The 25,837-nt window shown below is 72.0% G+C and carries 23 protein-coding genes; 12 read left to right on the top strand and 11 right to left on the bottom strand.

Annotated features, from left to right (window positions below):
* The first annotated feature begins 6 nt into the window (after positions 1 to 6).
* A complete protein-coding gene (locus CRP27_RS07025) occupies positions 7 to 921 on the top strand; it encodes a metallophosphoesterase (RefSeq protein WP_097180333.1) in 915 nt (304 codons plus the stop codon).
* Positions 922 to 1,163: 242 nt separating this feature from the next.
* Positions 1,164 to 2,168 carry an NADP-dependent oxidoreductase gene (locus CRP27_RS07020; protein ID WP_097179985.1) on the top strand — a complete coding sequence of 335 codons (1,005 nt, stop codon included), beginning with the start codon at positions 1,164 to 1,166 and terminating at the stop codon, positions 2,166 to 2,168.
* Here the strand turns inward: CRP27_RS07020 and CRP27_RS07015 are convergent.
* Genes CRP27_RS07015 through CRP27_RS07005 form a run of 3 tightly spaced genes read right to left on the bottom strand, consistent with a single transcriptional unit; the run spans position 2,161 to position 5,115 of the window.
* The gene (locus CRP27_RS07015) at positions 2,161 to 3,075 is read right to left on the bottom strand and encodes an ABC transporter permease (protein WP_097179984.1); all 915 of its coding nucleotides are present in this window, start codon (positions 3,073 to 3,075) and stop codon (positions 2,161 to 2,163) included. The genes CRP27_RS07020 and CRP27_RS07015 overlap by 8 nt on opposite strands.
* The gene (locus tag CRP27_RS07010; protein WP_097179983.1) at positions 3,062 to 4,027 is read right to left on the bottom strand and encodes an ABC transporter ATP-binding protein; all 966 of its coding nucleotides are present in this window, start codon (positions 4,025 to 4,027) and stop codon (positions 3,062 to 3,064) included. The genes CRP27_RS07015 and CRP27_RS07010 overlap by 14 nt, the downstream gene beginning before the upstream one ends.
* Positions 4,028 to 4,044: 17 nt before the next feature.
* Complete coding sequence (locus tag CRP27_RS07005) at positions 4,045 to 5,115, bottom strand: sigma-E factor regulatory protein RseB domain-containing protein (RefSeq protein WP_097179982.1); 1,071 nt, start codon at positions 5,113 to 5,115, stop codon at positions 4,045 to 4,047.
* 150 nt (positions 5,116 to 5,265) lie between these two features.
* Here CRP27_RS07005 and CRP27_RS07000 point away from each other — a divergent pair, with 150 nt between their 5' ends.
* Entirely contained in the window at positions 5,266 to 6,789 is a 1,524-nt protein-coding gene (locus CRP27_RS07000; protein WP_255257467.1) for an FGGY-family carbohydrate kinase, read from the top strand.
* A 175-nt stretch (positions 6,790 to 6,964) separates the two neighbouring features.
* On the opposite strand, the gene CRP27_RS06995 is transcribed toward CRP27_RS07000, so the two are convergent.
* The 4 genes from CRP27_RS06995 to CRP27_RS06980 form a co-directional block, all read right to left on the bottom strand.
* A complete protein-coding gene (locus CRP27_RS06995; protein ID WP_079236733.1) occupies positions 6,965 to 7,447 on the bottom strand; it encodes a ribose-5-phosphate isomerase in 483 nt (160 codons plus the stop codon).
* A complete protein-coding gene (locus CRP27_RS06990) occupies positions 7,444 to 9,186 on the bottom strand; it encodes a dihydroxyacetone kinase family protein (protein WP_097179981.1) in 1,743 nt (580 codons plus the stop codon). Before CRP27_RS06990 ends, CRP27_RS06995 begins: the two co-directional genes overlap by 4 nt.
* 70 nt (positions 9,187 to 9,256) lie before the next feature.
* A complete protein-coding gene (locus tag CRP27_RS06985) occupies positions 9,257 to 10,570 on the bottom strand; it encodes an MFS transporter (protein ID WP_217990701.1) in 1,314 nt (437 codons plus the stop codon).
* Between the two features lie 29 nt (positions 10,571 to 10,599).
* Positions 10,600 to 11,733, bottom strand: coding sequence for a zinc-binding dehydrogenase (locus CRP27_RS06980; protein ID WP_097179980.1), 1,134 nt, complete (start codon positions 11,731 to 11,733; stop codon positions 10,600 to 10,602).
* Positions 11,734 to 11,851: 118 nt separating this feature from the next.
* Here CRP27_RS06980 and CRP27_RS06975 point away from each other — a divergent pair, with 118 nt between their 5' ends.
* Positions 11,852 to 12,700: a GolD/DthD family dehydrogenase gene (locus tag CRP27_RS06975; protein ID WP_097179979.1), complete on the top strand. Its 849-nt coding sequence runs from the start codon at positions 11,852 to 11,854 to the stop codon at positions 12,698 to 12,700.
* 25 nt (positions 12,701 to 12,725) lie between these two features.
* The gene (locus CRP27_RS06970; protein WP_097179978.1) at positions 12,726 to 13,688 is read left to right on the top strand and encodes a sugar-binding transcriptional regulator; all 963 of its coding nucleotides are present in this window, start codon (positions 12,726 to 12,728) and stop codon (positions 13,686 to 13,688) included.
* 94 nt (positions 13,689 to 13,782) lie between these two features.
* Here CRP27_RS06970 and CRP27_RS06965 read toward each other — a convergent pair whose 3' ends face one another.
* Positions 13,783 to 14,307: a DinB family protein gene (locus CRP27_RS06965; RefSeq protein ID WP_097179977.1), complete on the bottom strand. Its 525-nt coding sequence runs from the start codon at positions 14,305 to 14,307 to the stop codon at positions 13,783 to 13,785.
* Positions 14,308 to 14,499: 192 nt separating this feature from the next.
* Between CRP27_RS06965 and CRP27_RS06960 the strand changes: the two genes are divergently transcribed.
* Positions 14,500 to 16,032 (top strand): MFS transporter, encoded by a 1,533-nt coding sequence (locus CRP27_RS06960; RefSeq protein WP_097179976.1) that lies wholly within the window; start codon positions 14,500 to 14,502, stop codon positions 16,030 to 16,032.
* Between the two features lie 100 nt (positions 16,033 to 16,132).
* On the opposite strand, the gene CRP27_RS06955 is transcribed toward CRP27_RS06960, so the two are convergent.
* Positions 16,133 to 17,155: a GTP-binding protein gene (locus CRP27_RS06955; RefSeq protein ID WP_097179975.1), complete on the bottom strand. Its 1,023-nt coding sequence runs from the start codon at positions 17,153 to 17,155 to the stop codon at positions 16,133 to 16,135.
* Positions 17,156 to 17,214: 59 nt separating this feature from the next.
* On the opposite strand from CRP27_RS06955, the gene ykgO reads away from it, so the two are divergent.
* A complete protein-coding gene (gene ykgO / locus CRP27_RS06950; protein ID WP_056224971.1) occupies positions 17,215 to 17,337 on the top strand; it encodes a type B 50S ribosomal protein L36 in 123 nt (40 codons plus the stop codon).
* Between the two features lie 28 nt (positions 17,338 to 17,365).
* On the top strand, positions 17,366 to 18,022 hold the full coding sequence (locus tag CRP27_RS06945; protein ID WP_097179974.1) for a histidine phosphatase family protein: 657 nt from the start codon (positions 17,366 to 17,368) through the stop codon (positions 18,020 to 18,022).
* 231 nt (positions 18,023 to 18,253) lie between these two features.
* On the opposite strand, the gene CRP27_RS06940 is transcribed toward CRP27_RS06945, so the two are convergent.
* On the bottom strand, positions 18,254 to 19,996 hold the full coding sequence (locus tag CRP27_RS06940) for a glycerol-3-phosphate dehydrogenase/oxidase (protein ID WP_097179973.1): 1,743 nt from the start codon (positions 19,994 to 19,996) through the stop codon (positions 18,254 to 18,256).
* A gap of 216 nt (positions 19,997 to 20,212) precedes the next feature.
* Here CRP27_RS06940 and CRP27_RS06935 point away from each other — a divergent pair, with 216 nt between their 5' ends.
* From CRP27_RS06935 to ald, 4 genes are all read left to right on the top strand, one after another.
* Positions 20,213 to 21,154: a sugar-binding transcriptional regulator gene (locus CRP27_RS06935; RefSeq protein WP_097179972.1), complete on the top strand. Its 942-nt coding sequence runs from the start codon at positions 20,213 to 20,215 to the stop codon at positions 21,152 to 21,154.
* A 60-nt stretch (positions 21,155 to 21,214) separates the two neighbouring features.
* A complete protein-coding gene (locus CRP27_RS06930) occupies positions 21,215 to 22,183 on the top strand; it encodes a helix-turn-helix transcriptional regulator (RefSeq protein ID WP_097179971.1) in 969 nt (322 codons plus the stop codon).
* Positions 22,184 to 22,192: 9 nt separating this feature from the next.
* A complete protein-coding gene (locus tag CRP27_RS06925; RefSeq protein WP_097179970.1) occupies positions 22,193 to 23,581 on the top strand; it encodes an FAD-binding oxidoreductase in 1,389 nt (462 codons plus the stop codon).
* A gap of 125 nt (positions 23,582 to 23,706) precedes the next feature.
* The gene (ald, locus tag CRP27_RS06920) at positions 23,707 to 24,807 is read left to right on the top strand and encodes an alanine dehydrogenase (RefSeq protein ID WP_097179969.1); all 1,101 of its coding nucleotides are present in this window, start codon (positions 23,707 to 23,709) and stop codon (positions 24,805 to 24,807) included.
* Positions 24,808 to 24,923: 116 nt separating this feature from the next.
* Here the strand turns inward: ald and CRP27_RS06915 are convergent, their stop codons facing one another.
* The gene (locus CRP27_RS06915; protein WP_097179968.1) at positions 24,924 to 25,733 is read right to left on the bottom strand and encodes a tryptophan-rich sensory protein; all 810 of its coding nucleotides are present in this window, start codon (positions 25,731 to 25,733) and stop codon (positions 24,924 to 24,926) included.
* Between the last annotated feature and the right edge of the window lie 104 nt (positions 25,734 to 25,837).

Here is a 25,837-nt window from a genome sequence, read left to right as displayed (position 1 = left end):
GGCCGCATGCAGCAGCCAGCCGCCGGGACCCTCCGCATCCTCCACCTCTCCGACACCCACCTGACGGGTGACGGCGCCCTGCACCAGGGATCGGTCGACACCACCGCAGCGCTCGAGAGCGTGCTCGCCCGCTTCGACGGCGTCCCCGGGATCGGCCTCGTCGTGGTGTCCGGAGACGTGTCCGAGGACGGCAGCCCGGAGTCCTACGCCGCACTGGTCGAGCGCGTCGGCGGCTGGGCCGAACGACACGGTGCGGCGCTCGTGGTCGTGCCCGGGAACCACGACCTGCGTGAGGGCTTCCGGCAGGTCCTCACCAACGGGCACGTGCTCGGCGAGGGCGGTCGTCCCCTCATGCACACCATGGAGTACCACCCGCCGACGGTCCCGGTCTGGGGGCAGTCACTCGTCGCCGGTCGCCGCATCGTGACGGTCGACACGAGTGTGCCCGGCGCCGGGTACGGCGAGATCAGCGCGGCATCGCTCGAGCGACTCCGAGCAGCACTCGACGGCGAGCACGCCCCGCACGGCACCGTCGTCGTCCTGCACCACCCGCCGTTGCCCGCCCCGACCGCACTGCACGCGGCGCTGCAGCTGCGGAACCCGGAGGCCCTGGCCGACGTGATCCGCGGGTCGGACGTCCGGGTCGTCCTCGCCGGCCACTACCACCACCACTTCGCCGGGGCCCTCGCAGGCGTCCCCGTGCTCGTCGCGCCGGGCGTCGCGAACGACACGGACGTCACGGGGCCGTACGACAAGGAAGCCGCGTACGTCGACGCCGGAGCCCTCGTCGTCGACGTCGCCGAGGACGGCTCGGTCTGGTCGACGCCGGTCCGCGTGCCGCGTCCGGACGCCGATCCGCTCGCGTTCGCGTTCGACGCGGACACGGTTGCGCGCATCATCGAGGCGTCCACCGGGCAGTAGACGCCCGCCGACGCGCGGTGTCCGGCTCGGCCGAGACGACGCCGGACTGGTCAGACACCGGGCGCCGTGCGAGACACCGCCGGATCCGGCGGCGTCTCGTGCGCGACGCGGCGTCTCATGCAGGACGCGGCGTTTCTCGCGCGGCGCGGCGTCGTGCGCGGGACGCTGGTACCCCGCACGCACGGGTTGCATGCGGGAACACCGAGTAGGCCGGGGCCACACCTCCAGCGAAGGAGCACCCCATGCGGATCGGCAGTGCAGTGCAGTACGACCGGTACGGCGGGTTCGACGTCGTCGAGCTCGTCCCTCAGGAACGGCCGGACCCCGGCCCCGACGAGGTCGTGGTGGAGGTCTCCGTCGCCGGGCTGAACCACATCGAGCGGTTCCTCCGCGAAGGGCGGCTCCGCGAGTTCATCGACCTCGAGTTCCCCGCTCACCAGGGCGTCGACTTCGCCGGTGTCGTCCGGTCCCGAGGGTCGAACGTGCGCGACCTGCACGTCGGCGACGAGGTCATGGGCCACGCGCCGCACGGCGGATCCCATGCGACCTGGGTGGCGGTGCCGCGTGGTGCCGTCGTGAAGAAGCCCTCGACGATGACGTTCGAGGTGGCCGGCAGCCTGTACCTGGCGGGGTGCACCGCGCTCTCGGTCGTCCGCTCCCTGAAGCTCGGCCCCGACGACACGGTCGTGATCAGCGCCGCCGCGGGCGGGGTCGGGCACATCGAGTGCCAGCTCGCGCGCGACGCCGGGGCGACCGTGATCGGCCTCGGCAGTCCGCGCAACCACGACGCCCTTCGGCAGATCGGGGTCCGTCCGGTCGCCTACGGCGAGGGCGAGGAGCAGCGGATCCGCGACATCGCCGAGGACCGTCCGATCACGGCGTTCATCGACAACCGGGAGCACGGCGAGAACGTCGACCTGGCGTCCCGACTCGGCGTCGACCCGAAGCGCTTCGTCTCGAGCGAGGACCGCCGCGACCTGGAGATCCGGTTCCTGCGGGCGCCCGGCGACGACACCGAGGCGGCGGAGATGCTCACCACGCTCGGCGACCTCGTGCAGCGGCACAAGGTGCAGTTCATCATCTCGGGGTACTACCCGTTCGAGTACATCGTCGACGCGTACGAGGACCTCGCCGAGATGCACTCGCGCGGCAAGGTCGTCGTCGGGATGCAGCCCGTCGAGACCGGGGCGCGGCTGCACTGGTACAAGTCCGAGAAGTCGCGCGACCTGCGGGACCCCGTCAGCTGAGGATGTCCTTGCTGGCGAACCGGCCGTAGGCCAGCGCGCCGAACACGACGACGTACCCGAGCTGCAGGACGGCGTTCGACCCGAACGAGTCGAACGCGATCGGGTCGCGCAGCAGGTCCCCGAACCCGAGCCACTGGTGCGAGAACAGGAACGGGTGCAGCCAGTCGAGCTGCGGCAGCTGGTCGAGCACCTGTGATGCCCCGGCGAGCACGACCGTCGCGGCCATCGCCCCGACCGGCACACTCGTCAGCGTCGACGCGAACAAGCCGATCGCGGACAGTCCGAGCATCGACAGGGTGACGTAGAGCGCGAGGAGCAGCGCGCGGCCGGCGTACGACCAGCCGTCGACCTGCGTGCCGGACAGCAGCGTGACCGGTCCGATCGGGAACAGCGCTGCGCCGATCGCCGCACCCACGAGCACGATGAGGAGCGTCGCTGCCAGGCAGAACGCCACCGCACCCGCGAACTTCACGAGGATGAACCGCACCCGGCCGGTCGGGGCGACGAGCAGGTAGCGGATCGTGCCGTGGCTCGCCTCGCCCGCGACCGTGTCGCCCGCCACCACCCCGACGGTGAGCGGCAGGAAGAGCGGGATCGACACCGTCAGCGCGGTGAACGACACGAACAGGCCGTTGTTGGTGATGTCGCCGAGGAACGCCGGGCCACCGCTGTCGTCGCCCGTCGTCAGCCGGACCGCGACGGCGATGAGGATCGGCACCAGCGCGAGTGCTCCGAGCATCGCCCAGGTCCGGCGACGGCGGAACACGAGCGCGAGCTCGGAGCCGAGCAGGGCGAACGGGCGTGGGCGGCGCCGTGCGAACTCGCGGACGTCGTGCGTCGGCGTGGCGTCCGGCTGCGCGGTGGCGGGCTCAGGCTGCGGCGCGGTGGCGGGCTCAGGCTGCGACATCGAAGCCCTCTCCGGTGAGGGCGACGAACAGGTCCTCGAGGGTTCCGCCGCCGACGGTCAGCCCGCGGACCCGCACGTCGGCGCGGACGAGTTCGGCGGTGATGGTCTCCGGCATGACCTCGTGCGGCAGGTCGGCGACGAGCACGTCCGCACCGCCGTCGTGCCGCGGGGTCAGCCCGAGCCGGGTCAGCACGGATCCGGCCTGTCCGAGGTCCGGCGTGCGGACCGTGACCGTGCGCGCCCCGGCGGACCGGAGGTCGTCGAGGGTGCCCTGCGCAACGAGCTTGCCCGTCCGCATGACCCCGGCGTGCGTGCACACCTGCTCGATCTCGGCCAGGAGGTGGCTCGACACGAACACCGTCGTGCCGTCGTCCGCCAGGGAACGGATCAAGTTCCGGACCTCGCGGGTGCCCTGCGGGTCGAGGCCGTTGGTCGGTTCGTCGAGCACGAGGAGGTCCCGTGGCGAGAGCAGGGCGTTCGCCAACCCGAGCCGCTGCTTCATCCCGAGCGAGTACGCGTGCGCCTTCTTGTCCGCCGCGTGGCTCAGCCCGACGCGGTCGAGGGCGCTCGCCACCCGGGCCTTCCGGCTGCGCGGATCGGACGTCGGGTCCGCTGCGTCGAAGCGGAGCAGGTTCGCCCGACCGGACAGGTACGGGTAGAACGCCGGGCCCTCGACGAGCGCACCGACCCGGGGCAGCACGTCGTGCAACGCCTTCGGCATCGGCTCGCCGAGCACCTCGATCGTCCCGCCCGTCGCGCTCGACAGCCCGAGGAGCATGCGGATCGTGGTGGTCTTGCCGGAGCCGTTCGGCCCGAGGAAGCCGAAGACGGCTCCCCGGGGGACGGCGAGGTCGATGCCGTCCACCGCGCGCTGCTTGCGGAAGACCTTCTGGAGGCCCGTGGTGCGGATCGCGAGGTCGGCTGCGGCCGACGGGGCGGCCTGGTCCACCACCGGTGGTTCCGTCGTGCTCACTTCGCGGCGGCGACCAGCGCCGACACCGGCACGGCACCAGCGAGGACCCGTCCGTCGTCGGTCAGGTAGACGGACACGAGCGAGGTCTGCACGGCGCGGCCGCCGTCGACCGACTTCGTCAGCTGGTCGAGCAGCCCGGTCGCGTCGTCGCCGAGCGCAGACTGGTCGACGGAACCCTTCGGGAGCTCGGCGATCGTGCTCCAGCCCTTCCCGGTGAACGTCGGCTCGTCTCCGGAGGGTGCGGACCGGTGCTGGGCGTCACCCTTCGCGTGTGCGGGCGCGTCGGAGAGGTCCTTCGTCTCGACCTTCGCGTTCGACGGCGGGGTGAAGTCGAACAGCCGCTCGGCCGGCGCGCCGTACTGCAGGCTCGTGAAGCCGACCTGGACGGCCGGGTCGGACTGGCCCGTCGCCTCGATCGTGGCGCGCAGCGGGAGACCGGTCTGCTGGTCGACCGCGAGCCGCACGGAGCCCACCAGGGTGCCGGAGGACTTCGGCGTCAGCGTGATCTGCCAGGCGTCGTGCCCGGCGACCCGGACGTCCTTCGGCTTCGAGACCTTCGTGCTCGGCGTGATCGCGTCGATCGCCTGCTGCGCGATGTCGGACGGCGTCGCGGTGCCGCTCTTCGGCGTCGCGGCGTCCTTCGGCAGGACGACGTGCGTCGCCGTGCGCTCCTTCGAGTCCCAGGTCCAGACCTCGGAGCCGTTCCGGACGAGGTCCTGCTCGGCGAGCTGCTGGGTCAGCTGGACCCGCTGCTTGTCGGCGCCGTCCACGTAGACACGAGCGGTGTGCGACGAGGTCAGCAGGCCGAGGGCGTCGGACGCGTTCCCCTCGAGCGAGGAACCGCCGGATCCGGTCGGGAGCTCGGGCAGTCCGAGGTCGCTCGTCTGCACGAGCTTGCCGGAGTACTGCGCGTCGGACGACTGGGCGATGCTCGCGATGACGGCGGCCGCGGTCGGGCTCGTGCCGGCGATTGGGTCGCTGGCGGCGTTCGCGATCATCGGAGCCGCGACGGCGCCGGCGACGACGACCGGCGCGATGACGGCGGGCAGCCAGGCTGACTTCTTCATCGGTTTCCCCTCGGTGGAGCATCGGAGTCGGGAGTACGGTACGTCCGGCCCCCGACAGGAGCCTGGGCGTCGCCGTACTCCAACGATCCCTCCCGAGGCGCGCGCCGTCGTCCACCGCGAGGATGACGGGCGTCAATCGTTCGTAGACTCGTGGCACGACCGACGACGGTCGGTGGCGACGAGGGAGACGGCATGCGGGCGGTGCTCGGTCTGGACATCGGGACGTCGAGCACGAAGGCGCTGCTCGCCCGGTTCGACGGCACCGTCATCGCCGAGGTCAGCCGGAAGCACGACGTCGACCGCCCGGAGCAGGGGCTCGTCGAGATGGACGCCGACGTCTGGTGGGACGAGTTCACGACGCTGACGCGCGAGTTGCTCGAGCGGGTGCCGAACGCCGACGTCGCCGCCGTCGGGGTGAGCGGCATCGGTCCGTGCGTGCTCCTCAGCGACGACGCCGGGGAACCGCTGCGTCCGGCGATCCTGTACGGCGTCGACACCCGGACGGCGGACATGCTCGAGGACGTCACCGCGGAGCTCGGCGGCGAGGGGGCGATCCGGGAGCGCTGCGGGTCGGCGCTCAGCACGCAGGCGGCCGGGGTGAAGCTCGCCTGGGTCGCCCGGCACGAGCCCGAGGTGTGGTCGAAGGCCGCCAGGTTCACGATGCCGTCGTCGCGCATCGTGGAACGGCTGACGGGGGAGTACGTCCTCGACCACCACTCGGCGAGCCAGACGACGCCCCTCTACGACGTGCACGAGAACGCCTGGATCCCGGAGTGGTGCGAGCGGCTCGCCCCGGGGCTCGAGATGCCCAGGCTCGTCTGGTCTGGTGACCGGGCCGGGGTCGTGACGGACGAGGCGGCCGCGGCCACGGGCCTCCCGGCCGGCATCCCCGTGACGGCCGGGACGATCGACGCCTGGGCCGAGGGCGTGAGCGTCGGCGAGTCCGTGCCGGGCCGGATGTTCCTGCAGTACGGCACCACGATGTTCATGATCGTGCCGACGGCCCAGCCGATCCCGGTGCCGGGGATGTGGACGACGGTCGGGACGCACCCGGGGCAGCCGAGCGTGTCCGGCGGGATGGCGACCTCCGGCGCGATCACCGACTGGCTGCGGCGGCTCGTGGACGGCGAGTGGTCGACGATGCTCGAGGAGGCCCGTTGCTCCGGCATCGGCGCGAACGGGCTGCTCATGCTGCCGTACTTCGCGGGCGAGCGGACACCCATCGCCGACCCGGACGCCCGCGGGGTGATCGCGGGGCTGACCGTCCGGCACACGCGAGGCGACCTGTACCGGGCGACGCTCGAGGCCACGGCGTACGCGGTGCGCCACAACATCGAGGTGCTGCGGGAGGCCGGCGTCGAGGTCCGCGAACTCGTCGGCGCCGGCGGGGGACTGCTCGGGCGGCTGTGGCCGACGATCGTGTCGGACGTCACCGGGTTGCCGCAGACGGTGCCGAGCGTGACGATCGGTGCCTGCTACGGGTCGGCGTTCCTCGCGGCGGGCCTCGTGGCGGGGCCCGGCGACGGCGTCGACCTCGGCGCCTGGAACCCGCCCGCAGCCCGCATCGAACCGGACCCGGCGGCGACGGCCGCGTACGAACCGGGGTACCGCGACTACCGCGAGCTGTACGAGGCGACGAAGGCCGTCGTGCACCGGTTGGCGGCCCGCGGCTGACCCGGTTCCGGTTGCCGCCGCACAACCGAAGTGGGCCGGAACCGCGGAAGTTCGCGGTTCCGGCCCACTTTGGTTGTGCGGCGCGCGGCGCCCCCTCGGCGGCGCGCGCCGCCCCTCGGCGGCGCGCGCCGCCCCTCGGCGGCGCGCGCCGCCCCGCAGCGGAGCGCGGCGCGCCCTAGGCGGAGGCGTCGACGCCCGCGGGCGCCGAGCCGTCGTACTCGCAGATCGCCTGGACCTTCGCGGCGCTCGCGGACGAGCGGTCGAACTCGTAGCCCAACCACTCCTTCGCCATGCGTCGGGCCACCTCGACGCCGATGACGCGCTGGCCCATGCAGAGGACCTGGGCGTCGTTCGACAGGATGGACCGCTCGACCGAGAACGAGTCGTGCGCCGTGACGGCGCGGATGCCCGGCACCTTGTTCGCGCTGATCGCGACGCCGAGACCGGTGCCGCAGATCAGGATCGCCCGGTCGGCCTCACCGTTCGCGACGAGTCGTGCTGCGTCGACGGCCACGTGCGGGTAGGCGGTGTGCCCGTCCGCGTCCACCCCGACGTCGACCACGGATTCCACCCGCGGATCGCCGAGGAGGTCGGCCTTGATGATCTCCTTGTAGTCGAACCCGGCATCGTCCGAGCCGACCACGAGACGGTACGTCATGCGTGTGTCCCTTCCTTGTCTGCTGCACGGGCGGCGAGGACCTCGCCGACCCGCGTGAGGATCATCCCCATCGAGGTGGCACCCGCGTCGGGTGTCCCCAGGCTCTTCTCCGCAAGCGGCCGGGCCCGCCCGACCTTCGGCTTCAGGTCTGCGGTCGCCGCGGCTTCCGACACCGCGACCTCGGCGGCAGCCTGCCACGCCTCGGTGAGGGAGCTGCCAGCGTCGACGCCGCTCCGCAGCTCGTCGACGAACGGCAGCAGTGCGTCGAGCAGGGTCTTGTCCCCGCGCGACGCCCCGCCGAGGTGCACGATCGAGTCCGCGAACGCCTGCGCTGCCTCGACGACGTCTGCGGGCTCGTACGCGGAGCGGTCGTCGCGCAGCGACCGACCGAACGCCTCGAGTGCCGCACCCCACAGGACCCCGGAGGTGCCGCCCGCGAACTCGGCCCACGCATCACCGGCGCGTCCGAGGACGAAGGCGACCCCTGCCTCCTGGCCGACCCTGTCGACCGCCTTGCGGGCCGCACCGATCCCCTTGACCATGCCGCGTCCGTGGTCGCCGTCACCGGCGACCGCGTCGATGCGGCCGAGCTCCTCCTCGTGCTCCCGCAGGAGCGCGTCGACGGCCTCGATCGCGGCGCGCGCCGTCTGCGCGGTCTGCCTGGAGGCACCACTCGCCTCCGGCACGACCGTCGCCTCGTCCTCCGCCGCGTCCACCGCGTCGGCCGGCACGAGCGCGGCGACCGCCGCCGCGACCTTGCGGTACGCGGGCGTGTAGGCGTCGGCCCTCCAGAGCGTCTCGAGTTCGTCGTCGAGCCACTGCAGGGTGAGCGAGCAGCCGCCCATGTCGAGGCTCGTGACGAGTTCGCCGACCTCGGGCTCGACGACCTCGATGCCGGCGTCCTGCAGCAGCGGGAGCACGCGGCCCCAGAGCAGGAAGAGCTCCTCGTACTTGGTGTCGCCGAGACCGTTGAGGATCGGGGCGACCCTGGTGCCCGCGTTCGCCGGACGGTCCGCGAGCAGCCGTTCGACCAGCAGGCTCGCGAGCTCGGTCGCGGGCAGCAGCGGGACGTCCTCGATGCCGGGTTCGCCGTGGATGCCGAGCCCGAGGCCGAGGTGGCCGTCCGGGACGGTGAAGAGCGGCTCGGTCGCGCCGGGCATGGTGCAGCCCGAGAACGCGACGCCGATGGTGCGGGTCGCCGTGTTGGACGCGTTGCCGATCCGTTCGACCTCGTCCAGGTCCGCACCCGCTGCCGCTGCGGCACCCATCGCCTTGAAGACCGAGAAGTCGCCCGCGATGCCGCGGCGCTTCGACTCCTCGTCGGCGCTGGCGATGTCGTCCGTCACCACCACGATGCGGGTGTCGATGCCCTCGGCGTTCAGCCGCTCGGCCGCGAGCCCGAAGTTCATCGTGTCGCCGGCGTAGTTGCCGAACGAGAGCACGACGCCCTTCCCCTGGTCGGCGGCCTTGGCGACGGAGTAGACCTGCGCGGTGGACGGCGACGTGAAGATGTTGCCGACGACGGCGCCGGTGGCGAAGCCCGGGCCGACCACGCCGCAGAACGCGGGGTAGTGGCCGGAGCCGCCGCCGACGACGACGGCGACCTGCGGCTCGGCGCCCTCGGTCGGCAGGGCGACGACGCCGCCGTGCACGCCCCGCACGCGGTCGGCGTAGAGGGCGAGCCAGCCGGCGAGCTGGTCCTCGGCGAACTCGTCGGGGTCGTCGTGGATCGTGGTCATGGTGCGTGTCCTTCGGTCGTGTGGGGGTGGTGCACCGGGCGACGGCGGGACGGCCGCCGTCGCCCGGAACTCAGTGTGCGCTCCGGCCCTGGGGCACCTTGAGGAAGTGGATCATCACGAACGCGCAGGCGTACAGGCCGACGAACGTCCAGGTCACGGCCTGACCGCCGCCGCCGAGGGCGAGCACCGCGGCCACCACACCGGTGCCGAGGAACGCCGCGCCACCCGCAGCCGTCGTGTACATCGCCATCGCGGCGCCCTTGTGCTCCGGGGCGAGCGCCGGCATGATCGCGCCCATCGGGACGAACCCGGCGAGCAGGCAGCCGAACACGCAGCCGGCGATGACCGAGAGCACGTAGCCCCAGTCGGACCCGGCGGGGACGAGCTGCGGGACGTACCACCAGGCGACGAGTCCGGTCGCGGAGCCCACGATGCCGAACCACTTGACGGTGCGCTGCCAGCCGATCTTGTCGCCGACCCAGCCGAACAGCGCGTTGACCAGGATGTTCGTCGCGTAGACGCACACGGTCATGAGCAGCCAGCGGCTCTGCCCCCAACCACGCTCGTTCGCGATCACGGCGGGCAGGACGACGAACATGCCGAACTCGGGCGCGGTGTTGATCAGTCGGACCAGGAAGCCCATCAGGATCTTCGGTCGTGTCGCCGTGAGCCGGATGCCGCTCGTCAGCACGCGCCAGGCGCTCTCGCCCTCCGGTGCGATGCGGGAGAACCCGTTCGGCAGGCGCACGCCGAACAGCAGGATGAGGAAGCCGATGACGACCAGGCCGATCGAGGCGACCATCGCGCCCGTCTCACCGCCGGTGCCGCCGCCGAACACCGGGATGGCGCCGATCGCGAAGAGGGACCCCAGCGTCGGCAGGCCGCCCGTGAAGGCGACGTAGAACCAGCCGACGGCCGAACCGTTCCGCTCGACCGGCGTGGTGATGTTCACCCAGACCAGGAACGCGAAGGCGAACAGCGGGTACCCGAAGCCGCGGATCGCGTAGGTCACGGCGGCGAACGGGACGCTGCCGACGTTCAGCGCGAGCAGGAACAGGACCTCGAAGACGACCCAGACGGCGAAGCCGAGGATCATCACCCGGCGCGGACCGACCAGGTCGGACAGGGCGCCGGACACGTAGCTGCCGATGAGCGCGGCGAGGCTGTAGAACGTCACGATCGTCGCGACCGTGGCCTCGGGGCTGCCGAGGACCGCGACCATGTGCGGCGTGATGAAGTTCGACTCGACGCCGTTGCCGGTCATGAAGACCAGGACGGCGAGGAACCCGAGGGCGAGCGGGCGGGGGATGCCCATCTTGTCGAGGCGGCCCTCGGTGCGGGGCGTCGTCGGCGCACCGGTGGCGCGCTGTGTCGTCGTTGACATGCTTGCTGACTCCTGTGGTGGGCTTCGGCTCAGGCCTGCAGGGACGGGATGATCGACACCTTGACGCTGGCGCCGGCGGAGTCGCCGACCAGGTCGAGGGCCTCCTGGAAGCGCTCCAGCGGGAACTGGTGCGTGCAGATCTCGGACATCGGCAGGGTCTCGGTCTCGAGCAGCTTGATCGCGGCCGGCCAGGTGTGCGGGCCGAGGTGGGCGCCGCGGATGTCGAGTTCCTTGTCGTCGGAGATGATCGACCAGTCGACGGAGACGTTGTCCTTGAAGACCGAGTACTCGACGAACGTGCCGAGCTTGCGGAGCAGGTTGAGGCCCTGCGGCACCGCGGACGGGTGGCCGGTCGCCTCGATGTAGACGTCGGCGCCGTACCCGTCGGTGAGTTCCTTGACGCGGGCGACGGCGTCGTCCTCGGCGATGTTGATCGTGATGTCCGCACCGACCTTGCGGGCCAGCTCGAGCTTCGCCTCGACGACGTCGAGCGCGATGATGCGGAGCGGGTTCTTCTGGCGGGCGCCGGCGATGGCGGAGAGCCCGATCGGGCCGGCGCCGGCGATGACGACGGTGTCGCCGAACTTGACGTCGCCGCGCTCGACGGCGTGGAAGGCGCAGGAGAGCGGTTCGGCGAAGGCGGCGACCTGGCCGGGGAGGGCGCTCGACACCGGGTGCGTCAGGGCCTTGGCGGGCACGAGGACGTACTCGGCCATGGCGCCGTCGTAGCCCTTGAACCCGAACATGTCGTGGACGTTGCACATCCAGTACGCGCCCTCGAGGCAGTACTTGCACTCCCAGCACGGCACGATCTGCTCGCACGCGATGCGGTCGCCGACGGACACCCCGCGCTTGGCGAGGGTGTCGTCGTCGCCGGCGACGATCGTGCCGACGAACTCGTGGCCGGGGATGCGGTCCTTCTCGGCCCAGGCGGGGCGGTTCTCGTCTCCCCAGAACTTCGCGGCGCCGTGGTAGCACTTCAGGTCGCTGGCGCAGATGCCGACGGCGTCGGTGCGGAGCAGGAGCTCGCCGGGGCCCGGCGTCGGCACGGGGCGGGTCTCGAGGCGGTAGTCGCCCGGGCCGTGGACGACGACGGCGCGCATCGTCGTGGGGATGGTGGTGGCGGCGGTGGTGGTGGCCGCGTTCTCGGTCGTCGTCGACATGAGCTGTTCCTCCGTTGGGTGGCTTCGGCGATGACTGTACACCCTCCGGAACGTTTGTCCAGAACACAATTTCTGGTACGGTCTGGTCCAACGGCTGACTGAACGCAACGGAGCGCACATGACCACCAGCACCCCCACCGACTTCGCCGCGGCCCTCCGCCCGGGCCCGAGCAGCGTGGACCTGACGAACGACTTCACCGGTCGCACCGCGATCGTCACCGGGGGCGCCTCGGGCATCGGGAACGCCGTCGCCCGGGCGCTCGCCGAGCGTGGCGCGCGGGTCGCGATCGTCGACGTCCGGGCCGAGGGCGCCGCCGCTGCGGCAGCCGACCTGCCAGCGGCCGACGCCGTGGCCGGTGACGGGGTCGACGACAGGGTCGGCGTCCACGCCGGCTTCGGCTGCGACGTCACCGACGAGGGCTCCGTCGCCCGCACGGTCGCCGCCGTCTCCGAGCAGTTCGGCGGCATCGACGTGCTCGTGAACTGCGCCGGCATCGCAGCCCTCGCCCCGGCCGAGGACCTCGACGCCGCGTCCTGGGCGAAGACCATCGACGTCAACCTCACGGGCACCTACCGGGTCGCGCAGGCCGCCGGCCGGCACATGCTCGCCGCCGGGTACGGGCGGATCGTGAACATCGCGTCGCAGGCGGCCCACGTCGGTATCGACGGCCACGCGGCGTACTGCGCGTCGAAGGCCGGTGTGATCGGGCTCACCCGCGTGCTCGCCCTCGAGTGGGGCGGGCGTGGCGTCACCGTGAACACCGTCTCGCCGACCGTGGTGCTCACCGACCTCGGCCGAGCGGCCTGGGCGAACGAGAACGGCATCCGGCACCAGGACGAGATCCCCACCGGACGCTTCGCGACCCCCGACGAGATCGCCGCCGCGGTGCTCTTCCTCGCCGGCGAGTCGAGCGCGATGGTGAACGGTGCCGACCTCCGCGTGGACGGCGGGTTCACGATCCGCTGACGAGTGCCGGGACTACGATCGCCCCATGTCCGCCGAGATCCCCGCCGCCGAGGGTGCCCGGACCCGCTTCCCGCTCGACACCGTCTACCAGGCTGCGCGGATGTACTACCTCGAGGACGCCACCCAGGTCGAGATCGCCTCGCGCCTCGGTGTCTCGCGCCCGACCGTGTCGCGACTCGTGGCCGAGGCGCGCCGGGCCGGCCTCGTCCGCATCGAGGTCGTCGACCCGTTCCAGGACGAGACCGTCGCGCTCGCCGAACGACTGCAGGTCGTGCTCGGGCTCCGGGCCGTGCACCTCGCCGCCGTGACGCACACCGCCACGCTCGGGGCCGACCTGGCCGCACCGTTGGCCGCCGCGGTCGAGGGGATGTCGCTCGTCCCCGGTGACGCGGTCCTGATGTCCTCCGGTCGCACCGTGTACGACGTCGCGCACGCGGGCATGCCCCCGTTGGCCGGCGTGCAGCTCGTCCCGACCGTCGGCGGGCAGGCGGACCCGATGCCCTGGTTCCAGACGAACGAGATCACCCGGACCGCCGCGGAGCACTCCGGGGCGATCCCGGCGTTCCTCTTCGCGCAGGCGCTGCCGTCGCCCGCGATGCGCTCCTCGCTCGACGAGGACCCGGCGTTCCAGCACGTCGTCGGGCTCTGGGGGCGGGCGAAGGGCGCGATCCTCGGCATCGGCGCGCCGACCCCGACCCGCGACGCCCTCGCGCGTGGCGTCCCCGTCGAGGACGCCGTCTTCGACCAGGCCGCCGGTGACGTGTGCCTCAACTTCTACGCCGCCGACGGCTCGGCGATCGAGTTCCCGGGCAGCGACCGGATGGTGCGGACCTCCCGCGAGGTCCTGTCGTCCGTCCCGCACGCCGTCGGTGTGGCGGTCGGGGCCGCAAAGGTCGCGAGCATCGTCGGTGCGGTGCGCGGGGGACTGGTCAACGAGCTGGTGACGGACGCCGCGACGGCGCGCGCCCTGCTCGACGCCCTCGCCTGATCCTGCGCGCTCGTTCCCGGGAACCCGACCCGGTGACGGCCTGGAGGCGCGGGGCGGGGCCGCCACGCGCCTCCAGGCCGTCAGGTGGGTGCGTCTACCGCGTGCGCCGCACGTCCCACAGGTGGTGCACCGGGTCGTGCGCGTAGTAGGTGGCGAGCGTCGCGACCGTGAACGCGCTGCCGTCGGAGCGGAGGCCCGTGCGGCCGAGTTGGTCGTCCCGGACGTCGTCGAACGCCCGGGCCGCGCGGTGCGCGGCCTCGCCGAGCTCGCGGGCGACGACGGCGGGGTCCTGCGCGGCGTAGTCGTCCTCGACGGCAGTGGCGTCCTGGTCCCAGTTCGGGAACGTGGGCGCGTCCTCGGCGAGCATGAGCGCCAGCCGCTCCGCCATCTTCCGGTGGACGTCCCGGACGTGCGCGCCGTACTCGAGCGGTGACCAGGTCTGGTCGTCGGGGCGGTCGCGCACGTCGTCGCGGGCGAGTTCGGCCGGCCATGCAGACGTGTTCGCGTCGATGATGCCCGGGACGTCGCGGATCGTCACGGTGCTGCCGTCGTAGCCGCACTCGGGGCACGCGGACTCGATGACCCACGTCCAGTTCTTCGTCTCGGGTTCGATCGCCATGACGCGATGCTACGGCCCCGCCGCGAAGGGCCGCGATCGCCGTCGGCGCGCGGGAGTCAGGTGGCCCTCGTTCGGGTGACACGCCCGGTACCTGTGAATCACCGGCCAATGACATTTCGGTTGCTCGGTAACGTCGTCCGCTGTTCCCGGGCCGGTACCCGTCGGCCCGCCGATCCCCTCGAGGAGAAACGCATGGGCTCCGATCCCAGCCGAACCCCGACCCGACCCGAGCGACGCCTCCGCGTGAGCGACGTCACCGTGGTCGACAAGAGCATGATGCGCCGAGCCGTCAGTGGCATGGTCGTCGGCAACACCATGGAGTGGTACGACGTCGGTGTGTACGGCTACCTGGCCGTCACGATGGGGAAGGTCTTCCTCCCCACCGCCGAACCCTCCGTCCAGATCCTGTTCAGCCTCGGTGTCTTCGCGGCGACCTACATCGCGCGTCCGCTCGGCGGCATCGTGTTCGGTCGGCTCGGCGACCGCATCGGTCGGCAGAAGGTCCTCGCGACGACGCTGATCATGATGGCGGCGTCGACGTTCCTCATCGGCGCGCTGCCCGCCTACGCCACGATCGGGGTGTTCGCGCCCATCGTCCTCGTCGTGCTGAAGCTCGCGCAGGGCTTCTCGACCGGCGGTGAGTACGCCGGTGCCACCACGTTCGTCACGGAGTACGCCCCGGATCGCCGTCGCGGGTTCTTCGCGAGCATCCTCGACTTCGGCAGCTACCTGGGCTTCGCGCTCGGTGCGACCGTCGTCTCGGTGCTGCAGATCACCCTCGGCGACGAGGCGATGACCGCCTACGGCTGGCGCTTCCCGTTCCTGGCCGCCGGGGTGATCGGTGTGGTCGCGATCTACTTCCGCCTGCGGATCGAGGAGTCCCCGGTGTTCCAGGCCACGCAGGCCGCACAGGAGGCGGCTTCGTCGAACCGTGCGTCCTTCGAGGACGAGCGCCCCGCGAACGTGTTCGTCATGGTCCGCGACCACTGGCGCCCGATCGTCATCGCCGTGATGCTCGTCGCCGCCTCGAACACCGTCGGGTACGCGCTGACGTCGTACATGCCGACGTACCTCACCGACTCGCTCGGCTACTCCGCGCTCGACGGCACGCTCCTGACGATCCCCGTGCTCGTGCTGCTCGCGGTCATGCTGCCCCTGACCGGCAAGCTGTCCGACAAGCTCGGCCGCCGCGTCGTGATGTGGATCGGCGCGGCCACCACGGTCGTGCTCGTCGTCCCCGCGTTCCTGCTCATCGGCCACGGTGCGCAGTGGTCGACGCTCGCCGGGCTCGGGCTCCTCGCGCTCATGACGGCGCTGTGGGTGTCGAACCAGGCGGCGTCCCTGCCGGCACTCTTCCCCACCTCGACGCGGTACGGGGGAATGGGCTTCGCGTACAACATCGCCATCGCCGTGTTCGGTGGGACGACGCCCCTCATCGTGCAGGCGTTGCTCACGGCGACGGGTGACGAGCTCGCGCCGGCGTACTTCCTGATGGCCATGAGCGTCCTCGGGGCCGTCGGGGTGTTCTGCATGAAGGAGTCCTCGCGTCGCCCGCTGCCCGGTTCGATGCCGGCGGTGGAGACGGAGGACGAGGCCCGCGAGCTCGTGCAGACGCAGGACACGAACCCGAACCTCGACCTGGGGGACCTGCCGTTCGCCGCCGAGGACGCTGCGCGTCGAGCGCGTGAGGCTGCTCGTGACGAGGGGTTGAGCGCGGCGCGCTGACCGGCCGCCCGTCGACTCGGAACGACGAGTCCGATGTCGTACGACGTCGGACTCGTCGTTCCGAGCCCACCCGCAGCCCGGCCGCCCGCCCGCCCGCCCGTCACTCGTGCCGGTGCTCCCCGGACGGGTCGAGCGCCGGCCACACCGGGAACGGGTCCGCCCACGACCGCCAGAGCTCCGGCCCCGCGAGCAGCTCCGGCGCCGTGAGCAGCGCCCCGTCGAGCGCCCGTTCGATCGCGTGGACGTCGAGCCCCTCGCCGACGAACCACAGTGCCTGACCGATCGGTGCGTCCTCGTCCCACGACGGGTTCGCGGTGGGATCGAGCGCCAGCATCGCGCCGAGGCTCGACCAGACTCCGACGTGGTCCGGTCGTGAGGCGAGGCGGAAGAACCCCTTCGACCGCAGGACCCGCCCGTTGACCCCGGCCGCGAGGTCGTGCTCGATCACCGTGGCGAGCCGTGCGGGGTGGAACGGCAGTGGCTCCCGGTACCGCAGCGCGACCAGGCCGTCCCGTGGGTCCCGTCCCGCCGAGCCGGAGAGCGCCCGCATCCACCCGGCCCCGGCCGCGAGGACCCTCGCCGCCCCGCCGTTCGACGCCGGCAGGTCCGCGGCGCTCCGGATCGACGACACCGCCACGACGACGGCCTGCGGCGCGAGCCGGTGCAGCAGCGCGAGCAGGGCACGGCGGCGGTCGACCGGGACGGGCCCGACACGGTCGAGGGCGATGACGGTGGCGTACTCGACGAGTGATGCCACCCGGTCGGCTGCGACGAAGGCGTCGTCGACGTCGGACCACAGCAGTCGCACGACGTCGTCGGCGCGCAGGACGCTCACGACGTGCCGCAGGATCCGGTCGTCGCCGGTCTCGGACCGTGCGGCGTTCGCGAGCATCATCCCGACCGCGCGGGAGTCGGCTCCGGGCGGCAGGGTGACGACCAGGCCGTGGTCGGCGTCGGGCCCGCAGACGCGGTCGAGCTGGTCGGCCCGCTCGGCGATCGCGCGTGCCGCGGCGAACGCGCTCCCACGCGCGTGCATCCGGTGGCCGACGGAGATCCGTGCGGCCACCCGGTCGGTGTCGACGTCGTGCAGGGCGGAGACGAGGGTGATGGCGGCGGGACGCATGTCGGCTAATGTACATGATCATCGTTCTCAACAAGAGAACGCCATTCGAAGGAGACTCCGTGAAGGTCCGCAACTCGCTCAAGGCGCTCAAGAAGATCCCCGGCTCGCAGGTGGTCCGCCGCCGCGGCCGCGTGTACGTCATCAACAAGAAGGACCCGCGCTGGAACACCCGCCAGGGGTGACGTCGCCGGTGTTCCGTAGGGTGGTTCCATGCGACTGCTGCTCATCCGCCACGGCCAGACCCCCGCGAACGTGAACGGCGTCCTCGACGCCGAGGTCCCCGGGCCGGGTCTGACCGAACTCGGCCAGCAGCAGGCTGACGCGCTCCCCGCCGCCCTCGCCGACCGGGGGATCGAGCGGCTGTTCGTCTCGACGATGGTCCGGACACAGATCACCGCGGCACCCCTGGCGGCGTCGCTCGGCCTCGAGCCGGTCGTGCTGCCGGGGCTCCGCGAGATCGAGGCCGGCGACACCCAGGGCAAACGCGACGAGGTGTCCGTGCAGATGTACATCTCGACGGTGCACGGGTGGTCGGCGGGGGACCGCAGCACGCGGATGCCCGGAGCCGAGAGCGGCGACGAGTTCTTCGCCCGCTACGACGACGCCGTCCGGCAGATCCTCGAGACCGGGGTCGACGTCGCGGCCGCGTTCAGCCACGGTGCCGCGATCCGTACCTGGGCGAGCGCGGCGGCGGACAACACGCCGGACCACTTCGGGACGCAGCGGCACCTGGAGAACACCGGGATCGTCGAGCTCGAGGGCTCGTTCGACGACGGCTGGCGCCTGGTCGACTGGGAGGGCGAACCGGTCGGCGGCGAGCAGCTCATCGACCGGACGGCGCAGGACCCGACCGGCGAGCGTTTCTGACGCACGGTCGCGAACGCGACCACGCAACGGACTGGAGGCGCGGTGCCAGCTGGCACCGCGCCTCCATTCCGTCTCACACAGGACGTGCACGCACGCGGCGAAACGCCGTGTGCGCAGCGAGAAGCCGCCTCGACGACGAGACGCCGCCGGATCCGGCGGCGTCTCGTCGTCGAGGCGGCGTCTCGCGGACGAGGGCGCGTCTCGTCTCGGTGAGACGAGACGCCGCCTGCGCTACGCGAGCTGCGAAGCGGACGTCAGCGGCACGATCACGCCGTGCGACTCGCGCAGGACGTCGAGCGTGCGCTGGACCTCGTCGGCGCGCTCCTCGGGCGTCCAGCCCAGCGCTCCCGCGAGCACGTCGGCCAGCTCGTCGAGCAGGTCGATCGTGACGCCACCGACGAACGCGAGGTTCGTCCGACGCAGCACGACGTCGACCAGGTGCACGGCCTGCTCGTGCTCGGCGAAGTACGCGACCTCGGCGCGGGTCAGCGCGGGGTCGGACTCGAGCGGCTCGACGGGGCCGTCGACCAGGACGTCGACGACCTCGGCGGCACGGGTGCCGTAGCGCTCGAGGAGCCCCTCGACGACCGACGCGTCGAGCCCGTCGCGGTGCGACTTGATCCAGAGGGCGCGCTGGGCGTCAGTCGTGGGGAAGTCCTTGCCGCCACCGATCGGCATGCCCGTCGTGTCGACCGAGCGGGTGACGCCGAGCTTGGTGGTGGCCTCGGTCGACAGGTGCGCGGCGAGGGCGCGGAACGTCGTCCACTTGCCGCCGACGAGCGACAGCACGGTCGACCGCGGCAGCCCGGCGATCGGGGTGTCCACGATCCGGTAGTCACGCGAGACGAAGCCGGGGGCGGTGTCCTCGTGACGGGGGAGCGGGCGGATGCCGGAGTAGCTGTAGACGATGTGGTCGCGGGTGACCTCGATCTGCGGGAACACGTGCTTCACGAGGCCGAAGAAGTAGTCGATCTCCTCGTCGGTCGTGGTGACCGGCTTCGAGGGGTCGGCGTCGATGTCGGTCGTGCCGATGAGCACCCGGCCCTTGAGCGGGTAGATGAGCACGATGCGGCCGTCGTCGTTCTCGAAGAAGAGCTCGCGGCCCTTCGTCGCCTCGAGCAGCTCGTCGTTGTGCACGACGATGTGGGAGCCCTTCGTGCCGCCCATGAACTTCGTCTCGCCGCCGAACGCGCCGTTCGTCAGGTCGGTCCAGGGGCCGGAGGCGTTGATGACGACGTCGGCCGTGAACACGAACTCCGCACCGGTCTCGCGGTCGCGGAGCAGCACGCCGCCGTCGCGGGTGCCGGCGGCCTCGACGTAGTTGGTCGCGCGGGCGGTCGCGGCGGAGCCGGTGCCCTTCCCTGCGGCGAGGCCGTCCTTGAGCACGTCGAGCGCGAGACGCTCCGGCTCGTGCACGGAGGCGTCGTAGTAGGTGCCCGTGTACTTGAGGTCCCTGTTGAGGGCCGGCATGTCCTCGAGCGCGGCCTTCTTCGTGCGGAAGACGTGCTTCGGGACGGAGCCGCCGTCACGCGAGAAGGAGTCGTAGATCGTCATGCCGATCTTGATGAGCATCGCGCCGCGCTCCTTCGTGGAGCGCTGCTTGTGCGTCAGCATGCGCAGCGGGGCGTTCATGATGCCCGAGAAGGTCGAGAAGATCGGCATCGTCGTCTGCAGCGGCTTGACGTAGTGCGGGGCGATGCGGATGAGGCCGTTGCGCTCCTGCACGCTCTCGCGCACCAGGCGGAACTCGCCGTTCTCCAGGTAGCGGATGCCGCCGTGGATCATGTGGCTCGACGCGGCCGACGCGCCGGAGGCGTAGTCGCCGCGCTCGACGAGGGCGACGTCGACCCCCTGCAGGGCGAGGTCGCGGAAGGTGGCGATGCCGTTGATGCCGCCACCGACCACGAGGACCTGTGCGTTCGGGCGCTCCGTGAGCGCGTTCACCGTGTTCCGGGGCTGCGTCTTCTTCGACATGGTGCGTCGCTTCCTTGGTCGGTTCCGTGGGGTTCGCCACCGATCGTGCGCCTCGGGTGAGAGGTCGGGCAACTCGCGTGCACGAACGTGCAGCACACGTGTGGACACGGCCCGGACGCTGGCCTGGAGGCGCGACAGGGGTTGCAGAGGCCGTGCACGTCCGTGCATGGTTGCGTTCTACCGATCGGAGCACTCGTGAGCGATGCGGCTCAACCCATGCGCACGCAGCAGGCGCTGCGCGCTGCGCACCTCTACTACCTGCAGGACCTGACGATGGACGCCATCGCCGACGAGCTCGCCACGTCGCGGTCGTCGGTGTCGCGCCTGCTGAAGTACGCCCGCGACACCGGGCTCGTCGACATCCAGATCCGGTCGCCGCTCGACCAGGCCGCCGCGCTGAGCCGCAGCATCCGGTCGCGCTTCGGGGTGCACGCGCACGTGGTACCGGTGCCCGACCACACGAGCGACGTCGACCGCCTCGAGCGGGTCGCCCTGTCCGCCGCCCGCATCCTGACGCAGTACGTCGAGTCGAACATGGTCATCGGGATCTCCTGGGGCTCGACCGTGAGCGCCGTCAGCCGCTACCTCGTGCCGAAGACGACCCACGGCTCGACGGTCGTGCAGATCAACGGCGCGGCGAACACCCGCACCACCGGCATCGTCTACGCGTCCGAGATCCTCCGTCGGTTCGGCGAGGCCTACGGCGCCTTCGTGCAGCAGTTCCCCGTCCCGGCGTTCTTCGACGACCCCGCGACGAAGGAGGCCCTGTTCCGCGAGCGCTCGATCCGCCGCGTGCTCGACCTGCACGAACGCATGGACCTCGTCGTGTTCGGCGTCGGCGCGCCCCAGGCCCCGGTGCCCTCGCACGTGTACTCCGGTGGCTACCTCGACCCGTCCGACCGCGACGAGCTGACCAAGGCCCAGGTCGTCGGGGACGTCTCGACCGTCTTCTACCGGGCGGACGGGTCCTGGAAGGACATCGGCGTGAACGCCCGCGCGGGGGCGCCGGACCTCGACACGATCAAGCGCGCTCCTCGTCGGGTCTGCGTCGTCGCCGGACGGTCGAAGGCCGCTTCGCTGAAGGGTGCCCTCGCCGCCGGGCTCATCACGGACCTGATCCTGGACGAGAGCGTCGGGCAGGCGATCCTGCAGCCCTGAGCGGCGTCCTGCGTCACCTTCCGATCCGGATTGTCGGTGGTGCGCAGTACGTTCTGGAGCATGGTTGCCACCATCGATCCCCGCCGTTCCGGCGACACCCGGTACTTCCGGCGACTCGTGGGCACCGACGTCGACCAGGCACTGGCGTTCTTCGGCGGTGACTACGACTTCCGCACGCCGTCCGTCCGTCGCACCCGCACGCAGCCCCACTGGGACTTCGCGGGGGTCGGCGACGACCGGATGTCCCTGCGGTCCTCGCGGTTCCTGGTCGACCTCCGGAGCGACAGCCGGGTCGACGACCAGTTCCTCGTCGCCTGGATGCGCAGCGGCTCGAGCACGATCACGTACGGCGGCGAATCGCACGACCTCGAAGCCGGCGTGCCCGTGGTGCTGCCGTTCTGCGACACCTACGAACTCCACCACCGCGACATCGCACTCAACCTCGTGCACCTCGACGCCGGGTTCCTCCGGTCCGTCGTGGGCGAGGACGACTTCGCCTTCGAACCCCTGCGCCGCCCGTCGGCCGAGGGGATGCGGGCCTGGCAGTCCGTCGTCCGTGCGCACTCGGCCACCTGGCTCGACGTCGACCACGAGCTCACCGCGACGGCGCAGCGCGACATCGCCGAGGCGTTCGCGACCGCGGCGATCGCGGCGTTCCCGCAGCGCAGCCGGTGGCGGTCGACCGTGACCGGCAGCGGGCCGGAGCACGAGCGGCTCCGGCGAGCGCTCGAGTACGTGCACGAGCACGCGCGCGAACCGATCGGCACGCCGGAGATCGCCGCGGCGGCCGGACTCAGTCCGCGCGGGCTGCAGCAGTCGCTCCGTCGGCACCTCGACCAGACCCCTGGTGACCTGCTCCGTGGCGTGCGGCTCGACGGTGCACGGGCCGACCTCGTCCGGGGCGACCGCGACGACACGTCGGTGGCGGACGTCGCCCGTGCGTGGGGCTTCGGGCACCTCGGCCGGTTCTCGGCGACGTACCGGTCCCGTTTCGGGGAACTGCCGAGCGAGTCCCTCCGCGCTCGGTAGCGTGGCGGGATGGACACCGTCGTCACCGCCCTCCGTTCCGCGCTCGCCGACCCGGACGGCGAGGTCGTCCGGACCGAGCGTGCCGTGCTCGACGCGGCTCGGACGGACAAGTCCGGCTGGATCGCCCCTGGCGGTCCCCGCGTCGTGGTCGAGGCCCGGACGGTCGAGCACGTGCAGGCGACCCTCCGGACGTGCTCCGAGCTCGGTGTCCCGGTCGTCCCGCGCGGCGCCGGCACCGGGCTCGCCGGTGGTGCGAACGGCACCGAGGGCAGCGTCGTCCTGAGCGTGGCGCGCATGGACCGCATCCTCGGGGTGTCGACGCAGGACGAGTACGCGATCGTCGAACCCGGCGTGCTGAACGGCGATCTGAACGCCGCGGTCGCCGAGTTCGGCCTGCGGTTCGCGCCAGACCCCGCGAGTGCGGCGATCGCGAGCGTCGGCGGCAACATCGCCACGAACGCCGGCGGCCTGCGCTGCGTGAAGTACGGCGTCACGAGGGAGGCCGTGCTCGGGCTCGACGTGGTCCTGGCCGACGGCCGGTTGATCTCCACCGGGCACCGAACCGTCAAGGGTGTCACCGGCCTCGACCTCACGGCACTGCTCGTCGGGTCGGAGGGCACGCTCGGCGTCATCGTCGGCGCGACCGTTCGCCTCGTGCCGATCCCGGAGGGTGAGCCCGCGACGCTGGCGGCCGTCTACCCGGACGTCGAGCGTGCGGCGTGGGCCGCGGCGCTCGTCGTCACCGACGCTGCCCGCCCGTCGACGGTGGAACTGCTCGACCGGGCGGCGCTCGAGGGGATCGCGGCGTACCTCGGACCAGCGGTGATGACCGAGACGATGGGGAGCACGTCGGCGGACGGGGTGTTCCTCCTCGTCGAGTGGGACGGTCCTGGTGCGGCCGAGGCGGCGCTGGGAGCCGTGGCAGGCCTCCAGGAGGTCGGCGGGACCGTGCGCCTGGCCGCGTCGGCGGCGGAACGCGACCGCCTGCTGACGATCCGTCGCTCGTTCCACCCGGCGATGGAGGCCCGCGGCCGCGTGCTCATCGAGGACGTCGCCGTGCCGCGCAGCCGACTCGCCGAGATGTTCGCGCGGGTCGAGGCGATCGGTGCCCGCCACGGCATCTCGATCCCGACGGTCGCGCACGCGGGAGACGGCAACCTGCACCCGAACTTCGTGTTCGACGGCGACGAGGTACCCCCGCACGTGTGGCAGGCGGCGGACGAGCTGTTCCGCGCGGCGATCGAACTCGGCGGGACGCTGACCGGGGAGCACGGGGTGGGCGTGCTCAAGCGGCGGTGGATCGGCGACGAACTCGGCGATGATGTGCTCGAGCTCCAGCGGGGTATCCGGAACGTGTTCGACCCCGCGGGGATCCTCAATCCGGGCAAGGTGTTCTGAGGCCCGCGCCGAATCTCGTGGCACGGATCAGCGCAACGGTGCAGGAAAGTTCGGCAGTAACACTCCCGTAACGAATTCGGCGCTCAATGGTGGGGACACCAGCACCGCCCACGAAGGAGTCCGCAATGCTCATCGGCGTCCCCACCGAGATCAAGAACAACGAGTTCCGTGTCGCCGCCACCCCGGCCGGCGTCGCCGAGCTGACGCTGCACGGCCACGAGGTGCTCGTGCAGGCGGGAGCGGGCGACGGATCGTCCTTCCCCGACGCCGAGTACGCCGAAGCCGGCGCGACCGTGGTCCCGACCGCGGCCGACGTGTGGTCGCGCGCCGAGATGATCCTCAAGGTGAAGGAGCCCGTCGCATCGGAGTACGCGTCGATCCGACCCGGGCAGGTCCTCTTCACCTACCTGCACCTCGCCGCCGACCGGCCGCTCACCGACGCCCTGATCGACTCCGGCGCCACCGCGATCGCGTACGAGACCGTGCAGCTGCCGGACCGTTCGCTCCCGCTGCTGTCGCCGATGTCCGAGATCGCCGGACGGCTGTCCGCCCAGGTCGGCGCGAACCACCTCATGCGTACGAAGGGCGGCCGCGGGCTGCTCCTCGGCGGGGTGCCCGGGACGCCGAAGGGCCGCGTGGTCGTGATCGGCGGCGGCGTCGCGGGGGAGCACGCCGCGACCATGGCCCTGGGCATGGGAGCGGACGTGACCGTGTTCGACATCAGCCTGCCCCGACTGCGCGCGCTCGACGCACGGTTCGACGGTCGGATCACGACGCTGCGGTCCTCGTCGCACGCGATCGCCGAAGCGCTCCGCGACGCCGATCTCGTCATCGGGTCCGTGCTCATCCCCGGAGCCTCGGCGCCGAAGCTCGTCACCGACGCCATGGTCGCGGACATGCAGCCGGGGTCGGTCCTCGTCGACATCGCGATCGACCAGGGCGGCTGCTTCGAGGGCTCGCACCCGACCACCCACGACGACCCGACCTTCGCCGTGCACGACTCGGTGTACTACTGCGTGGCGAACATGCCCGGAGCCGTGCCCCGCACCAGCACGATCTCGCTGACGAACGCGACGCTGCCGTACGCCGTGGCGATCGCGAACCAGGGCTGGGAGGCGGCGACCGCTGCGGACCCGGCGCTCGCGCTCGGGGTGAACGTGCACGCGGGGCAGGTCGTCAACGAGGCCGTCGCGGCCGCGCACGGCCTGGTGGCCGCCGCGCGCTGAGCGCGCGGCGCCGCGCGCTGAGCGGCGGCGCCGTGCCGCGGCCGCCGGTTCGCGAAAGCGACAGATCCCCGCCGGAATCCGGCGGGGATCTGTCGCTTTCGCGGGAGGAACGAGGCTCAGTGGGCGAGGAGTGTCGCTTTGCCGCCGACGGCCGCGCCGCGCCACCCCGCCCGGGCGCGCACCACGAGCGTCACGACGACCGCCGCAGCCGCGGCCACCACCGCGGCGACGGCGGTCGGCGTCGACACGAGCGGCCCGTCGAGCCGCGCGACCGCGACCCACGCCAGCCCCCACGCGAGCGACGCCGTCGGCGCCAGGCGCCCCCGACCCCACACCGCGAGCAGGACCCCGACGAGCCCGGCGACGAGTGCCACGACGACCCCCCAGAGGTCCTGGCCCAGCCCGAAGCCCCGGAAGCCCGCTGCCGTCAGCACCGCGGCCGTGTTCGCCGCCGTCGCGACGCAGACCCACCCGAGGTAGAGCCCGAAGGTCCCGTCGGTGACGATCGCCTCGACGACGCCCGACGGTCGGGAGCGCCGCAGCAGCACGAACGTCCACACCAGCACCGCGAGCAGCGCCACGATGATCGGTTCGCTCAGCCACAGGAACCCGAACTGCACGGACAGGATCCACGCCGCGTTGAGCAGCAGGGACAGCACGACGGGCAGGGTGAGCCGCGCGTGCCGGTCGTCGTCCGCAGTGCGGAAGCACTGCCGGATCGCGTACGCCAGCAGGCCGACGTAGACGACGCTCCAGATCGAGAACGCCGGCCCGTCCGGTGCGATGGCAGTGGAGGACGCCGACAGCGCCCCGCCCGCAGCGTCCTGGATCGGGGTCCCGCCGGCTGCCCCGGAGCCGACGAACGCGCCGACCACCGCGACGACCGCGCTCACCGCGACCGCGATCCGCTTCCAGATCCTCTGCATGTCAGCCCCTTTCGTCAGCATGCTGATGACCTGCACCGTAGGCGCGTGCGCGGCCCCGGCGCGCAGCGCACGTCCAGCAGACGGGGGACGGGACGGTCTGGAGG

The sequence above is a fragment of the Curtobacterium sp. 314Chir4.1 genome, assembly GCF_900215175.1.
Lineage (GTDB): Bacteria > Actinomycetota > Actinomycetes > Actinomycetales > Microbacteriaceae > Curtobacterium > Curtobacterium pusillum_A.
The sequence above is the reverse complement of the archived record's forward strand: the minus strand, read 5'-3'. Positions and strand labels throughout refer to the sequence as shown.